9 protein-coding genes and 1 pseudogene are annotated in these 16,054 nt (G+C 60.8%); 3 read left to right on the top strand and 7 right to left on the bottom strand.

The annotated features are described in order from the left end of the window. Positions 1–6 precede the first annotated feature (6 nt). The 3 genes from dusA to J3P73_RS15145 all read right to left on the bottom strand — a co-directional run bounded on the left by dusA (position 7) and on the right by J3P73_RS15145 (position 2,629). The gene (gene dusA, locus J3P73_RS15155; protein WP_130692076.1) at positions 7–1,008 is read right to left on the bottom strand and encodes a tRNA dihydrouridine(20/20a) synthase DusA; all 1,002 of its coding nucleotides are present in this window, start codon (positions 1,006–1,008) and stop codon (positions 7–9) included. Between the two features lie 186 nt (positions 1,009–1,194). Then, positions 1,195–1,407, bottom strand: a complete 213-nt coding sequence (locus J3P73_RS15150) for a cold-shock protein (RefSeq protein ID WP_003540801.1) — start codon at positions 1,405–1,407, stop codon at positions 1,195–1,197. Positions 1,408–2,161: 754 nt separating this feature from the next. Further along, on the bottom strand, positions 2,162–2,629 hold the full coding sequence (locus tag J3P73_RS15145; RefSeq protein WP_130697735.1) for a DUF3828 domain-containing protein: 468 nt from the start codon (positions 2,627–2,629) through the stop codon (positions 2,162–2,164). Positions 2,630–3,020: 391 nt separating this feature from the next. On the opposite strand from J3P73_RS15145, the pseudogene J3P73_RS15140 reads away from it, so the two are divergent. Together J3P73_RS15140 and J3P73_RS15135 are read left to right on the top strand one after the other, a co-directional pair. Continuing rightward, positions 3,021–4,006 (top strand): annotated as a pseudogene (locus J3P73_RS15140) (IS110 family transposase). A gap of 223 nt (positions 4,007–4,229) precedes the next feature. Further along, complete coding sequence (locus J3P73_RS15135; RefSeq protein ID WP_207579655.1) at positions 4,230–5,159, top strand: IS110 family RNA-guided transposase; 930 nt, start codon at positions 4,230–4,232, stop codon at positions 5,157–5,159. A gap of 94 nt (positions 5,160–5,253) precedes the next feature. On the opposite strand, the gene J3P73_RS15130 is transcribed toward J3P73_RS15135, so the two are convergent. Further along, positions 5,254–8,538 carry a metal-binding protein gene (locus J3P73_RS15130; RefSeq protein WP_130692072.1) on the bottom strand — a complete coding sequence of 1,095 codons (3,285 nt, stop codon included), beginning with the start codon at positions 8,536–8,538 and terminating at the stop codon, positions 5,254–5,256. Positions 8,539–8,918: 380 nt separating this feature from the next. Then, positions 8,919–9,305 (bottom strand): GNAT family N-acetyltransferase, encoded by a 387-nt coding sequence (locus J3P73_RS15125; protein WP_130692070.1) that lies wholly within the window; start codon positions 9,303–9,305, stop codon positions 8,919–8,921. A gap of 261 nt (positions 9,306–9,566) precedes the next feature. Between J3P73_RS15125 and J3P73_RS15120 the strand changes: the two genes are divergently transcribed. Then, positions 9,567–10,547 carry an HNH endonuclease gene (locus J3P73_RS15120; RefSeq protein WP_165418120.1) on the top strand — a complete coding sequence of 327 codons (981 nt, stop codon included), beginning with the start codon at positions 9,567–9,569 and terminating at the stop codon, positions 10,545–10,547. Positions 10,548–10,775: 228 nt separating this feature from the next. On the opposite strand, the gene uvrB is transcribed toward J3P73_RS15120, so the two are convergent. Continuing rightward, positions 10,776–13,772, bottom strand: coding sequence for an excinuclease ABC subunit UvrB (gene uvrB / locus J3P73_RS15115; protein ID WP_130692066.1), 2,997 nt, complete (start codon positions 13,770–13,772; stop codon positions 10,776–10,778). Between the two features lie 326 nt (positions 13,773–14,098). After that, positions 14,099–15,889, bottom strand: a complete 1,791-nt coding sequence (locus J3P73_RS15110) for a glycoside hydrolase family 15 protein (protein WP_130692064.1) — start codon at positions 15,887–15,889, stop codon at positions 14,099–14,101. Positions 15,890–16,054 lie beyond the last annotated feature (165 nt).

Here is a 16,054-nt window from a genome sequence, read left to right as displayed (position 1 = left end):
CTGAGGTCAGGCGCTGACTGCCTCCTGCTCCGTCCCTGAGAAATCCACCGCCGCAAAGGCTGCTGCCAGCACCTCCGGCCCGGCGCCGGTTTTTGCCGCATCGGTCGAGAGGATCTGGCGATAGCGCCGTGCGCCGGGCAGGCCGGTAAAGAGGCCGACCATGTGGCGCGCCACGTGCTGCAGCCGGCCGCCGCTGGCGATGTGGCGTTCGGCATAGACCATCATCCGGTCACGCAGGGCCTCCCAATCCGGTTCGGCCGCAGGCGCACCAAAGAAGCGCTGGTCGATGTTGGCAAGGATTGCGGCATTCTGATAGGCGGCGCGGCCAAGCATGACGCCATCGACATGGTCGAGATGAACGGCGGCCTCGTCGAGCGTGCGGATGCCGCCATTGATGCCGATGAAAACGTCAGGCCAGCGTTGTTTCATCCGATAGACGATCTCATAGTCGAGCGGCGGTATCTCGCGATTTTCCTTGGGGCTCAGGCCCTTCAGCCAGGCCTTGCGGGCATGGATCCAGATCGCGTCGGCGCCGGCATCGAGAACGCGGGTGATCAGCTCGGGCAGCGCCTGTTCCGGCTCCTGCTCGTCGACGCCGATCCGGCATTTCACCGTCACCGGCACGGTTGCAACCCTCTTCATCGCCGCGATGCATTCGGCCACCGTTTCCGGCGTCAGCATCAGGCAGGCGCCGAAGGTGCCAGACTGCACGCGGTCGGAGGGGCAGCCGACATTGAGGTTGATCTCGTCATAGAGGTAGGGTTCGGCGATTTTCACCGCCTCGGCAAGCTTTGCCGGGTCCGATCCGCCGAGCTGCAGCGCCAGCGGATGCTCGGCGGCGTCATGACCGAGCAGCCGGTCGCGTGGGCCGTGGATGATCGCATCGGCCACCACCATCTCGGTATAGAGCAGCGCCTCGTGGCTGATCTGCCGGTGGAAATAGCGGCAATGCCGATCCGTCCAGTCGATCATCGGGGCCACGGCGAAAATCGGCCTCTTCTCAGTCATCGACGTTCCATTGTTCCTTGTTCCCGCGGTACCGTCTCACGGCGCCGTCGCAGCCGCATGGGGCGGGATCATCCATAAAACGCGCATATAACACTTGCCGATGCGATCGACAAACCAGTGGCGCGCACAAACAGAAACAGCGCCCCTTGCGGAGCGCCGTTCATGCCGCGTGAGCGGAAGTCTGACTTACGAAGCCGAGATGTTGACAGCCTTCGGGCCCTTGCCCATGCGGTCCGGCTCGGTGTCGAAGGTAACCTGCTGGCCCTCGCGCAGCGACTGAATGCCAGAAGCCTGCAGCGCAGAGATATGGACGAAAACGTCCTTTGCGCCGCCATCCGGCGTGATGAAACCAAAACCCTTGTCCTGGTTGAAGAATTTTACGGTGCCCTTGGTGGCCATTGGGATCGTCCTTTTCCCTTAGTCTGTGTAGTATCCGCGCCCCCGAGAGGAAGCGGACGGCTTTAGCTTTCGCCCCGATCGATTGGGACGAAGGGTCAGTCGGAGAAGTCACGTACGGGGAAAGAACGTCTACGTAGGCGGGTATTCCCGCGCCGCCTTCCAAACGGAAGGGATTACCACATCAGTCCAGTCACCGGCATGCAAATGCCCGAGTAAGTCAATTCGTGCCAGCATTTCGGGCAAAAAGCAAGCGGGATTATTGTGGCATGCCCGCATCGATGTCGGGAAATGCCGAAGATTCAGATACTTGACTAAGGGTTACCAGATCCTTGCACGGCTGTGCCATAGCGGGATTCCGTGCCGAAACGGGATGGCGGGCGGATTCGATAGCCGGGCAGGGATTTCGTGGGCGGTCGGGGCGGCGGTCACACCGATCAGTCTTCATGGTGAAGAGGATCGCAGAGTCTGCTCTCCAGTGTTCCTCGCGCCGTCTTTGCTCCGCCCTCATCCTGAGGTGCGTAGCCCGCAGGGGCGAAGCCTCGAAGGACGGGGGCGGCCACCGGCGCCATTGCCTTCATAGGGGGCTTTGTGGAATGCAGTGGGAGGAGCTTCCACGCCCGCCCTCGTGGTTCGAGACGGCCCCTTGGGCCTCCTCACCATGAGGGCTCTCTTTGGCGCCTGCGGCTTTTATTCTACCGCTAGTGCAATTGTCCGCTCCATCCTCGTCGTAGGCTAGACCCCAACGGCTTCCCACCTACTGTGCATCCCCCAGCAACCCGCTCAGGCTCCAGGGTTTATCACCCTTCTGGTTGGCGATGTCGTCGACCTTCCAGCCGCCGTGTTCGCGGACCAGGGTGTAGAAGAGCGTCACTTCTTCGCCGTTTTCGAACTCCACCTCCACCTCGGCCTTGTCATCCAGCAGGATCGGTTGGCCGATCCTGACGTCGCTGGCCGCGCCATCCTGACCCGCGATGACGGGATCGAAGTCGATTGCGCCGACATCGCCCTCCGGCGTGTTGTCGAGATCGGTCTGAAGGAGCTCGTTCAGGTGGTCGGAGAAAAACGTCGAATAGGGCGAGGGTGCCTCGGCGTCGCTGTTGTCGGTGTCGTAGCTGTAGAGCGCCTTGAGCAGCGCCTTCGGCGTCTTGTAAGTCTGCGCCGATGCAGGCAGGGCTGCGAGCGCCGAGACGGCGAGGGCGAGGATGAATGTGGGCAGGCGCATGCGAACTCTCCTCGGATGAGCGGTGAATCATAGCGGAATCGGGCGCGGAGGTGGAGCGGCATTTTTGGAGGGGGGGCTTGGCCCGAACTCCCTCTTCTCCCCAGTGGGGAGAAGGTGGCCCGAAGGGGCGGATGAGGGGGCCGCACGGCACACCCTGATTGTTGATCTATTGCTCTTCGCCTATGCTCAGGGCATTCGCGGCTTTGCCACTCACCCCCTTGCATGTTCAAACTGCATTCATTGTTTGATGATGGGTGCGACCCCTGGGGGATGGCCATCCCCCAGGGGTCGGACGGGCGGGACCGTAACCCCCTTGGCTTGAACCGGGGATGAGCCTGGTCCGCCCGTCCTTCGCGTTTGTCCTGAACAGATAGTGGGGAGCAGGTCCCGTATGCAAGGCAAGGTATCGTCCGAACGCACCGCGATGGCGACAGTTTATGTCGGTATTGATGTCTGTAAAGAGTGGCTGGACATTCATTTGCATCCTCTCGGCCGCAGTTTTCGGGTGACCAATGACACGGCCGGTATGCGCCGCCTCAAGCGGGAGCTCGATGCGCTTGACCAGATGCCGCGCTCGACGCTGCACATCGTCATGGAAGCGACCGGCAAGTGGCATCGCGCCGTTCAGCGTTCTCTGCATGCCGATGGCTTTTACGTGTCGGTCGTCGATCCGTTGCGCGCCCGGCTGTTTGCCAAAGCTTGCGGCTTTCTCGCCAAGACCGATCGGCTCGATGCGCGGCTTTTGGCCATCATGGGAGAAGCCCTCAAGCCCGCACAGACCCCCCGCAGGACCAAGCGCTGGAAGCCCTGCAGGAACTGGTCAATGCCCGATCTGCGGCCAACGGTGAACGCACCGCCCTGTCAAACCGGATGAAGACGGCCGTGACCGCCTTCCTGCGCAAGGAACTGACGCGCCGGCTTGCCGCGCTCGACACCCATATCGCAAGACTGGACGTCGAGATCGAGCGCAGCATCGGCGCCGAGCCCGAGATGCGCCGCCGCCTCGACATCCTCATCTCCATTCCCGGCATCGGAGCCGTCACCGCCGCAAGCCTGATCGCTGGCCTTTGCGAACTTGGCGCTTGCTCCGGCAAGCAGGCCGCCATGCTGGCTGGCCTTGCGCCGCTCGCCTGCGAAAGTGGCGAGCGAGCCGGACATCGCTCCATCAGGGGCGGACGCCCCGCACCCAGGAACGCCATTTACATGGCCGCCCTGTCCGCCTCCCGTCACAACCCGGACCTCGCGCACTTCGCCGAAAGACTAAAGAAGGCCGGGAAACCCAATAAGGTCGTCCTCGTCGCCGTCATGCGAAAGCTCATCGTGCTCGCAAATACCCTCATCACTAAAAACCGTATCTGGACACCAAATCCACCTTGACACCAAACACAGATGCTCATCCGGCTGCCGCCACCTTTGTAACTTCCCTTTATCCGCTCCTGGCGCTGTAATGCCTGTTGCGGTGGCGGATGGAAGACCGATGCACCTTTGGGACACCAAGCCCGTGGGAGAGCCTGGGTCTCCGTCCGCCGTTCCATTGAACCCGAACAGTCGCCAGGGCCGCTTGCGAAAGCAAAGCCCGATTAGGCAAGTATGGGATCAGATGGAGATTGTTGTTGGGATCGACGTTTCGAAAGAGCGCCTGGATGTTGCGATCCTGCCGCAAGAAGAGGTCTTTGCCGTCGGCAACGACCATGCCGGCATCGATGAACTGGTCGAGCGGCTCAAAGGCATTGGTGTTGATGCGATTGCGCTGGAAGCGACCGGCGGCTTCGAGATGCTGGCGGTTGCCGGATTGTCCGCAGCCGGATTGACGGTGCTCGTCGTCAATCCGGCGCAAGTGCGCGCCTATGCCCATGCGATCGGCCGCAGGGCCAAGACCGATCCGATCGATGCCGCCGTCATCGCCGCCTTCGTTTTGGCGACGAAGCCCGAGATCCGGCCGTTGCGCGATGCCGAGACACAGGCGCTTTCCGAGCTTGTGGCTCGCCGGCTCCAGATCGTGCAGATGGTCGTGGCCGAGGAGAACCGGTTGCGCATGGCGCTGGCAAAGCAGGCGCAGGAAAGCATCAAGCGCCTGCTGAAAGCCTTGCGGCGCGAGCTCGAAAGCCTCGATGCCGATCTCGACAGCCATATCCGCAAGTCGCCGGTCTGGCGGGTGCGCGAGGCGCTGTTGACCTCGGTGCCGGGTGTCGGAGCGACAACAGCGCGCACGCTGCTGGCCGAACTGCCCGAGCTCGGCAGCCTCGACCGACGCCAGATCGCCTCGCTGGCTGGTCTTGCCCCATGGACGCGGCAGTCGGGAAAATGGAAAGGCAAGAGCTTCATCGGCGGCGGCCGCGGCAAGGTACGCGCCGTCCTATTCATGGCCGCCCTCGTCGCCAGCCGATACAACCCTGACCTCAAGGCCTTCCGCGACAGGCTGGTCGCGGCCGGCAAGCCCAAGATCGTCGCCACCGTCGCAACCATGCGCAAGCTGCTCACCATCCTCAACGCCATCATAAGGGACGGACGACCATGGCAAAACGCTTGACAAACAAGACAGTCGCTCTCCCCGCTGGGGAGAAGAGATTCGTGGCGGCGCCTTGTTCCGAGCAACTCTGCGTCGCAGGCAATCCAGCCGTGGCCTAGATCAATGCCTCATGCGACAGCGCAAACGACGGCTCGAAGACGTCCTTCACGGCCAGCGTGAAATCGTGGCTGGTGACGTTTCCGGCCGCGTCATAGGCTTCCGCGGTGAAGGTCAGGCTGTGGGTGCTTTCGTAGTCGATCGCCGCCTTCGTCTGGATCTTGTTGCCGACGAGCTTGAAGATGCCGTCAGCATCGTCCGTCAGCCGCCATTTCACCGTGTCGCCTTCAGGATCGACGGCCGTGAGAAGGCCGACCGAGGTGCCGTTCGCGATATTCTCGGAGACCGAGCTGCGCGAGAAGGTGAGGTTGGTCGGGGCCTTGTTGACCGGCGTCTCGTTGACGTCGAGGACGTTGATCGTGATGTCCTTTTCGACCGTGACCTTGCCGTCGGAAACAGCGATCTTGATCGTGTGCGACTTGTCCGTCTCGTAGTCCAGCGCCTTCGAGGTGACGATGCGATTGCCATTGAGCCGGAAGTGATCGTCCGCGCCGTTGATCAGCGTGTAGGTGAGGGCATCGCCGTCGGCGTCCTTGGCGCTGAGCAGGCCGACCGTGGTCCAGATCGGGGTGCTCTCCAACAGGGAGGTTTTCGAAAGCTGGATATTGGTGGGAGCGCTGTTGCTACCGTCGGGCGTGAACTTTCCCTTGGCGAAATCGTAGACGCCGTCGGCAAAGCGGGCGAATTCAACGTCGGTCAGCGTATCCTTGCCCTCCAGGGCGCTCGTCAGGATGTGGCTGCCATTGTTCAACGCGAAGGAGTATTTGGCGAAATTGCCTGAGAAGACCGCCGTATCGATGCCCGCACCGCCCAAAAGCACGTCGTTGCCGGCGCCGCCTTCGAATTTGTCATTGCCGCCGGTTCCGTAGAAATAGTCGTCGCCGCCGCCGGTCTTGACGTCGATGCCGAAGGCGGTGCCGAAGATGTCGACGTGGCGGTTTGCCAGTTCGTCGGAGAGGTCGGCATGGGCGCTGTCGGTTAAAGTCAGTGCGAGGACGTCGTTCTCATAGCCCGGCATTTCGTATTTGACGATCTTGTCGAAGCTTTCGAACTGCGCGGCCGAAGCAAGAACCTCGGCTCCCGCCGTTTCAAGTATTTCGACGTTCTTAATCGTCAGGCCGGCAAGCCCGATATATTCCATGCCGGTGCCTAACGTCGGCTCGATGACACGCAGCGTGTCAATGCCGGCGCCACCGTCGATCACTCCGGAAATCGAGGAAGAGTGTGTCCGCAAGGTGATGGCATCATTGCCGTCGCCGGCGTCGATATTGAAGGTCTCGGGGGTGGTGGAAACATTGTCGCCGTCGAAGATCGCGTCGTTGCCCGCGCCGCCGGTCAGCTTGTCATTGCCGCCATTACCATAGATCGTGTCGTTGCCAATGCCGCCGTCTAGAATGTCATTGCCAGCGGCACCGTATAGATGGTCGTTGCCGCCGCCGGTCTTGACGTCGATACCGGAGCCGGTGCTGCCGATGGTGACCGAATTGTTTGCCAGTTCGTCGGAAAGATCGAGATGGCCACCGTCCGTCAATCTCAAGGAGATGGGAAACTGCTCGGTCGCACCGGTCGAGCTGATGATCTTGTCGAAGCTTTCGAACTGAGCGGACGATCCTCTAGTCTCGCCCACCGACACGTCGAGGATTTCAAAGTTCTTGATCGTCAGGCCCGTCATATCAGTTGCTCTTAGCGTGTCGATGCCGTCGCCGCCGTCGACTGTTCCTGACATCTGGCTGAAGAGGCCCGAACCCAAACCCACGGTATCGTTGCCACTTCCGGCATCGATATTGAAGATTTCCCCACTATCGCCAATACTGTCGTCACCTGCGCCACCCTTGATGATGTCATTGCCGAGACCGCCGGATAGCGAGTCATTGCCGTCTCCGCCGTCTAAAGTGTCGTTGCCAGCGGTACCGCCCAGACGGTCGTCGCCGCCACCCGTCGTCACGTCCATGCTGGAGCCAATGCCGATGATTTGGACCTTACGGCTTCCCAGCTCGTCGGAAAGATCGAGATGGGCGCTGTCCGTCAATTGCATGAGGATGATATTGGCCGGATTGTCCGTGTTTGTGATCTTGTCGAAGCTTTCGAACTGCGCCGCCGAGCCGATAGCCCATGTTCCCGTATCAAGGATTTCGAAGTTCTTGATCGTCAGGCCAGTCAGAAGACCGGCTTGCAGCTTGTCGGTGCCGGCACCGCCATCGACGGTTCCGGAATCGGCGATGCTGTCATAGCTCTGCAAGATCACGGTGTCATTGCCATCGCCGGCATCGATGTCGAAGGCTTCGGAGCTAATGCCATTGGAAATTTGGCCATCCATGATCTTGTCGTTGCCGACGCCGCCCCTGATCACGTCGTTTCCGTTGCCGCCGTCGATGGTGTCGTTGCCAGCTCCGCCGGTCAACCGGTCATTTCCTGCATTGCCGTCGATGACGTCGTCGCCGGCGCCTCCGTCCAGGATGTCATTTCCGCTGAGCCCGGTGAGGTGGTCCCTGGTACCGCCGGTGGTGACGTCGATACTGGTGGTGTCCTTGTCAGGAGAGATGTAGACCACGCTGGGTCCGATCTCCTGCGAGAGATCGACATGAGCGCTGTCCGTCAATCGCAAGGTGATCGTAGGAGTGAAGCCGGGACCGAGGTTGGGGGTGATAATCTTCTCGAAGCTTTCGAACTGCGCGGACGATCCGGTAACTTCCAATCCTTGCGTGTCGAGGATTTCGAAGCTTTTGATCGTCAGGCCGGTCAAATTGGTGGCTTGCAGCGTGTCGACACCGATACCGCCATCGACTTTACCGGAGGGCGTGCTGCCAGGCATCTGTGACAATAACACGGTGTCCTTGCCCTCACCGGCATCGATATTGAAGACGCCGGTCGTAGAACCTTCATCGACAATCAAATCGTCGCCGGCACCACCCTTGATGACGTCATTGCCGGCGCCGCCGAAGAGCTTGTCGTTGCCGTCGCCGCCATTCAGCACGTCGTCGCCAGCTTCGCCTTTGATCAGATCGTCGCCAACGCCACCGCTTAGCGTGTCTGCACCGTCACCACCCGAGATGGTGTCATTGCCTGCGCCCGTCGTGATCGTGTTGTCACCGCTCGAGCCCGTCACGTTTGCGGAAACCGAGCCCAGTTCGTCGGCCAGATCTGCCACGCCGGAATCGGAGACGACCAGAGTGACGGCGGCGAGGGGAGTGGCTTCAGAGTGGCGGATAACGTCGTACGCTTCGAACTCAGCGCCGGTCCTGGTAAGCGTGGCGCCGTTCGTGTCCAGAATATTCAAGGCCATATATATCTTTCCCCAAAAGATGCGTTGTACTCGGCAATATGAGACATCCCCGAAAGAACTGTTTTATTGCTCGGCGGACGACAACCCCTCGGTGATCTATGCCAATCTCCGATTAAGTTTTCAATGCAAAATTGTGTCTTTTGATTGCTTTTTTAATGAAAAACTAAGGATGAAATGCTGGGGAAACGAGTTTTAATTTGAGAACTCAATGCGATATTTTGGTCTCCTAAATAGTATTACCTTTCATTTTTGAGTGAGATGCTCTCGCGAAAATTGTGTTTTCAGTGGGTTCTTCGGTGGTGCCGCGCCGCGCGACCATCCCCGTTGCTATCGTAGGTTGGTGCTAGCTTCGACTTGTCCGGCTTTCCGCGCGGGAGGTGTCACACGAGCTTGATGAGGCCTGCTTCCGTGGGTCTGAAGCCGCAGGCGCGGTAGAGGCCGGTCAGATGCGGCTCGAAATCGACATGCAGCCACTCTGCACCCCGCTCCCGCGCAACCCGCGTCGCTTCCCTGACCAGCCGCGTCGCGATCCCCTGCCGGCGCATGTCAGGGTGAACTGACGTGTCGAGGATGAAGGCATGAATGCCGCCATCCCAGGCGACGTTGACGAAGCCGGTAAGCTGGTTGTCGTGGTAGGCGCCGATATGGGTGAGGCTGCGGGAGAGGATGGCGGCGAAGTCACGCGGGGCGGGGGCGCCCCAGGCGGCGGACCAGAGGGCGTTGAATTCGGCGGCGGAGGGGAAGGGGTCGATGCGGAGTTCTGGCATTGGTGACGGCTCGTTCCCTCACGCTCGCGGTGTTTTGGATGACGTGACGGGCCCTGGCGCGTGTCCTGATATAACCTAAACCTGCCCCCATATTTTTTGCAGTGGCGTTCCAAGGTATTCAGCCATTGCAAGTGCCGTTCATCGAACTGCATATCCCCATGGGTGGAATTGAGTTCAGAAGGTCAAGGAGACTTCGCGGCTTCCACTATAGCGGGAAATATGCCAGTCATTGAATCATTTCAATTAGTCGGGGAGCAATCTGTGGCTGCACGAAAGAGCGTAGTAATTCATCCAACTATAAAGGAGGCGCTTGGTTACGACGTCAACGATAGTGATGGCAATGTCATCAAGGACTGGAAATCTAGGACGCGCAGGGTATGTAAGCCATGCTGGGAGCTTAAATATTGTCCGTATGGTCCCTTCGTTGAGCAATCCCCATTGTTGCCAGTTGTGCGATCTGATTCAGAGGAGCAGATCCGCTATTTCAAGGAATGTATTGAGACTGGCCTTGTCGGTTCCATAAGCGAGCTAGATGACGATGACGTGGCTGAATACAAGGCATGGTTAAACGACGAAGACCTCTTGGTTGCTCAAGCGATAAACAGGTTGCAGCGGGATGCTGCATTGGAGACGGCTTCCCAACTTGATAGTGACGAGGCCAAAATAGCAAATTGGCTAGGCGGACCGTTGCCATCCATTCAAGAATACAGAGTTTCATTTGAGCAAGAGCATCCCTCTACGAATGAACGTGACCACACCCCAGAATTTTGGGCCAAGATTAAAAAGGAGGTATCCAGAATTCGGAGCGAATACCGAAATGCAATCAAGGATAGAAAATACGATTATAGACAGCCACTGGAGCCGGCGCGTTTGGCTTGGTTTAAGAAGGTAATTGCAGAATACGATTCTGCTTCTCACCCAGAGACGATTCCAGAAATTTTTGAAGATTCAAGATGTAATATATTTGGCCATATCTGTCCTGTTTTCTTTGTTGCCGAAGCAATAACCGAGACCAACGAACAAAGAAAGTTTGGAAGGCACAGCATCCCTTTCGCCACGCGTATAAGAATAGTTAGGCGAGACTACTATACGTGCCAGCATTGCGGCAAGCACCTTAGGGATGACGAAGTCGAGTTCGATCACATCATCCCGGTCTCGAAAGGAGGTAGCTCTGAGGAGCACAATATTCGTCTCACTTGCTTCGATTGCAATCGAGATAAGAGCGATAAATATGTCCCGTAATCTGTCAACCTAGCCAACTGACCTGAGTTCTTTTTTTGGTTCAGATAGCTGCATGTGTGATTGACACGGGGGAGTTTCTTGAATGCCAATCGCAGATTGATTGCCTTTAAGCCAACGCAACAGTGTCGTTCATTCCGGAGCATCGGAGCGAGTTGTTTCCAAATGAGCCATTTTAGGAGATGGCGTCTTGCGCCAGATTTTGGATCAGTTCCGCTACGAGGGGCAACCTCACCGCCCCGGCCGCCCAGTCTTCCCCTTCGTCCGGCCCTTGCGCTTCTGCTCGCCCTGGTCCTCATAACTCCCCACACCCGTCTTCCCGCGCACGACCGGCCGCACGTCGTCGCGCTCCGGCTGCCCTTCAAGCAGCGGTGAAAACCGCTTCGTGCTCTTGGCGGCTTCCGGCTTTTCCGGCAGTGCGCCGATGACCGGTTTTTCCGTTCGGCCGACGGTCATTTCGTCGAGGTCGTTCTTGCGGAAGAGGGTTTTCTTGGCGGGTTCGGCGATGTCGCGGCCCATGTCGTCGAGATGGGGTTTGCGGAAGAGGGGGGTGGTGGCATCGGTGCCTGGGCCCATGTCGTCGAGGCTGGGTCTTGAGAAGTAGGAGGGTGTGGCCCCCTCATCCGCCCTGCCGGGCACCGACCGGGGTCGAGCCGCTTGTCTCGACCCGTCCTCCGGACCCCCGGCGGGGAGAAGGGACTCGCGGGTCGCTTTGGCGCTCCGTATGACGCCTTCCATCGCCTTTGCTTCCTCGCGCGCCATCGGGTCGTCCATGGCGGCGAGTTCCACGGCTTTGAGGCGTTTGATTTCGTCGCGGAGGCGGGCGGCTTTTTCGAAGTCGAGGTCGGCGGCGGCGTCGCGCATGCTTTTTTCGAGGGCGTTGAGATGGGTCTGCAGGTTGTTACCGACAAGGTTGCCGCCATCGGCGAAGCCCTTGCCCGAGGCGCCCGAGATATCGGCGCGGACGTGGTCGCGTTCGTAGACGGAGTCGAGGATGTCGTTGATCCTGGCCTTGACCGATTCCGGGGTGATGCCGTGTTCCTGGTTATAGATCATCTGCTTTTCGCGGCGGCGGCTGGTTTCCTCCATCGCCCGCTTCATCGAGCCGGTGACCTGGTCGGCATAGAGGATGACCTTGCCGTCGACGTTACGCGCGGCGCGGCCGATCGTCTGGATCAGCGAGGTTTCCGAACGCAGGAAGCCTTCCTTGTCGGCGTCGAGGATGGCGACGAGGCCGCATTCGGGAATGTCGAGGCCCTCGCGCAAAAGGTTGATGCCGACGAGCACATCGAAGGCGCCGAGGCGGAGATCGCGCAGGATCTCGATACGCTCCAGCGTGTCGATGTCGGAGTGCATGTAGCGGACGCGGACGCCCTGCTCATGCAGATATTCGGTCAGGTCCTCGGCCATGCGCTTGGTCAGCACGGTGCAGAGGGTGCGGTAGCCCTTGGCCGCGGTCTCGCGGATCTCGCCGAGCACGTCGTCGACCTGGCTGCGGGCCGAGCGGACCTCGACCGGCGGGTCGATCAGGCCGGTCGGGCGGATCACCTGTTCGGCGAAGACGCCGCCCGATTGCTCCATCTCCCAGCCGCCGGGGGTGGCCGAAACAGCGATGGTGTCGGGGCGCATGGCGTCCCATTCCTCGAAGCGCAGCGGCCGGTTGTCCATGCAGGAGGGCAGGCGGAAGCCGTATTCGGCCAGCGTCGCCTTGCGCCTGAAGTCGCCCCGGTACATGCCGCCGATCTGCGGCACGGTGACATGGCTTTCGTCGATGAAGACGAGGGCGTTGTCGGGGATGTATTCGAACAGCGTCGGCGGCGGGTCGCCGGGGTCGCGGCCGGTGAGGTAACGCGAATAGTTCTCGATGCCCTGGCAGGAGCCTGTGGCCTCGAGCATTTCGATATCATAGCGGGTGCGCTGCTCCAGGCGCTGGGCCTCCAGCAGGCGGCCGGCCTTCTCCAACTCGGCGAGGCGAAGCCTGAGCTCCTCCTTGATCGACTTGATGGCGCCGTTCAGCGTCGGGCGCGGGGTGACATAGTGCGAATTGGCGTAGATCTTCACCGATTTCAGGTCGCCGACCTTCTGGCCGGTGAGCGGGTCGAACTCGGTGATCGCGTCGATCTCGTCGCCGAACATCGAGATGCGCCAGGCGGCATCTTCCAAGTGGGCGGGGAAGAGTTCGATCGTGTCGCCGCGCACGCGGAAGGAACCGCGGGTGAAATCCATGTCGCGGCGCTTGTATTGCTGGGCGACGAGGTCGGCGAGCAGCTGACGCTGATCGAGCCGGTCGCCGACCGACATCTGGAAGGTCATCGCCGTATAGGTTTCGACCGAGCCGATACCATAGATGCAGGAAACCGAGGCGACGATGATGCAGTCGTCGCGTTCGAGCAGCGAGCGCGTTGCCGAGTGGCGCATGCGGTCGATCTGCTCGTTGATCGAGGATTCTTTCTCGATATAGGTGTCGGAACGCGGCACATAGGCTTCCGGCTGGTAATAATCATAGTAGGAAACGAAATATTCCACCGCATTGTCGGGGAAGAAATTCTTGAATTCGGAATAGAGCTGGGCGGCCAGCGTCTTGTTCGGCGCCAGGATGACGGCCGGGCGCTGCGTCGCCTCGATCACCTTGGCCATGGTGAAGGTCTTGCCGGAGCCGGTGACGCCGAGCAGCACCTGGCTGCGGTCGCCATTCTCCAGCCCCTCGACGAGATCGCGGATCGCGGTCGGCTGGTCGCCGGCCGGCTCGTAATCCGACTGCATGCGAATGGCGATGCCGCCTTCGGATTTGTCGGGCCGGGCAGGGCGGTGCGGCGTCCAGATCTTGCCGTTCTTGTGCAGCGGATTGCCGCTCTCGATCAGCGCCGACAGCGCCTCGACCGTGGCGGTGACGGCCGTGCCGGCCTGCAGCGACGAGGCCTCCTCCAGCGTCGTATCCATGCCGGAGACGGGATTGAGGCCGGCGGCCGCGCGCGTCTTCGGATCGGTCGAGCCGCCCATGGAGGTGCCGCGCGCCGATTTCGAGGCGGCGATCTCCACCTTCTTGCGGTGTTTGCCGGCCTTGGAGGCGATCTGGCGCTGGGTCTCGACGCCCGAGGCCTCGGCATCGGCCTCCAGCTGCTTCACCCAATCGGCGACGGAGCCGGAGAGCGGTGCGCCCTCGAAGGACGATTGAGGGGCTTCCTCGAAGCCATTCGGGGCGGGGGATTTCTTCGGAGATCTGGCCATGGCGGGAATATGGAGAGAGTCAGCGCGAAAGGGAAGAGGGAAAGAGTACAAAAGGGAAACGAATGAATCGTTCGGATTTTTGAATAGTCTCTCGGTCGCGTGATACTAAAAGACCCCGCCCCAAACCCATCCTGTAGGATGCCGGGGTCGAGCCACGGGTCTCGACCCGTCCTTCGGACCCCCACAAGTGGGAGGGGCTTAACCTGCCGCGCCGGCTTTCCAAATCCTCAACGTTTCGGAAGAGGCAAGGCGGTGCCGCCGGATTAGCCCCTCCCACCTGTGGGGAGGGGTTGGGGAGGGGGCTTTCTTCAGCGGTTCTACACTCATCAAGCCGAACGCTGGTCCGCCGGCCCCTCCAGCCGCGCGAGGTTCAACGCACTGTTGATCAACCCGACATGGCTGAAGGCCTGCGGGAAGTTGCCGAGCATGCGGCGGGCGGCGGGATCATATTCTTCCGCCAGAAGCCCGACATCGTTGCAGATAGAAAGCAGCCGCTCGAACAGGCGCAGCGCATCGTCGCGGCGGCCGATCATGCCGAGGGCGTCGACGAGCCAGAAGCTGCAGGCGAGGAACGCGCCTTCGCCTGGCGGCAGGCCGTCGTCCACCTCCTGCGTCTCGTAGCGCAGCAGCAGGCCATCGCGCAGCAGCCTGCGCTCGATCGCCTCGACTGTCGCGACATAGCGCGGATCATCAGGCGGGATGAAGCCGACCATGCCGAGATGCAGCAGGCTGGCATCAAGCGCCTTGGAGCCGTAGGCCTGCACGAAACAGCCGAGTTCGGGATCGAAAGCCTTCTCGCAAACCTCGGCATGGATGTGATCTGCGAGCGTGCGCCAACGTGCGGCGGCCTCGGGCTCGCCGTCCGCCTCGGCAATCTGGACGGCGCGGTCGAAGGCCACCCAGGCCATGACCTTCGAATAGGTGAAATGCTGGCGCTGGCCGCGCACCTCCCAGATGCCTTCATCGGGCTCCACCCAGATTTTTTCGAGAAAGGGCAGAATGGCCGCCGCCAGTTCGCGTTCGCGGTGATGCGGCGGAAGCCCGCCCTTGCGGGCCTGCAGCATGGCGTCGGCCACCTCGCCATAGACGTCGAGCTGCACCTGTTCGGCAGCGGCATTGCCGATGCGTACGGGTGTCGAGCCCTCGTAGCCACTCAGCCAGGGAACCTGCCATTCCAGCAGATTGCGCTCGCCCGCGACGCCATACATGATCTGCATCTGCGCCGGGGCGCCGGCGACCGCGCGCAACAGCCAGCGGCGCCAGGCACTGGCTTCCTCGTAATAGCCGAGTTTCATCAGGGCGAGCAGGGTCAGCGTCGCGTCGCGCAGCCAGCAATAGCGGTAGTCCCAGTTGCGCGGCCCGCCGATCTTTTCCGGCAGGGAGGTTGTCGCCGCGGCGACGATGCCGCCCGTCGGCATGTAGGTCAGTGCCTTGAGCGTGATGAGCGAGCGTTTGACCTGTTCCGTCCACCGGCCCACTTTCGGGCAGGTCGCGGCAAAGGATTGCCAGAATTCCTCCGTGTCCGGCAGCGCATATTCCACCTGCCGCTGAGCCGGCTGCGGCATATGCGAGGGGGACCAGGTCAGGGTGAAGATCTGGCTCTCGCCAGCGGCAACCTGGAAGGAGCCGACCGTGCTCAGGCCGCGGCCTTCGAGTGGGACGGCGCAATTCAGGGTTAGCCTGTCCGGGCCGGCAATGGCGGTGATGCCGCCATCCTCGCCATGCGTGACCCAGGGAACGGTTCGGCCGTAGTCGAAGCGAAGGTTGAGCTCCATATCGAAGGCGACAGTGCCGCTCTTGCCCTCGACGATGCGCATCAGATCGCTCGTGCCATCGCGAAGCGGCATGAAGTCGATGAGAACGGCGGTGCCGGTCTCGGTCTGAAACTCGGTTTCGAGAATGAGCGTGTCGTTGCGGTAGCGGCGCGTGACGCGGACATTTTCACCTGACGGTGACAGCGACCAGAAGCCGTTATCCCCGGCGCCGAGCAGGGCGGCAAAACAGGCGGGAGAATCGAAGCGCGGAAAACAGAGCCAGTCGATCGAGCCGTTCTTCGAGACGAGTGCGGCGGTTTCGCAATCGCCGATGAGCGCGTAGTCCTCAATGGGTACCGACACCGGAGCCTCCTTTGCATAGCAGTCGGGCTTTTAGGTAGAGGCCGTGCGCGGAGGTCAAGCGCGGAAACTAACGGGGCGGTAGGCGTGCCGGCTATCATGCAAACTCCGGATATCAATGGGGGCATCGCCAGCAATGCCAAGCCGAAATGGAAAGTGTCGATAAAT

The sequence above is a fragment of the Rhizobium ruizarguesonis genome (assembly GCF_017357285.1).
In the GTDB taxonomy this organism is placed as follows: domain Bacteria; phylum Pseudomonadota; class Alphaproteobacteria; order Rhizobiales; family Rhizobiaceae; genus Rhizobium; species Rhizobium ruizarguesonis.
This window is presented reverse-complemented; position numbering and strand designations above follow the sequence as displayed.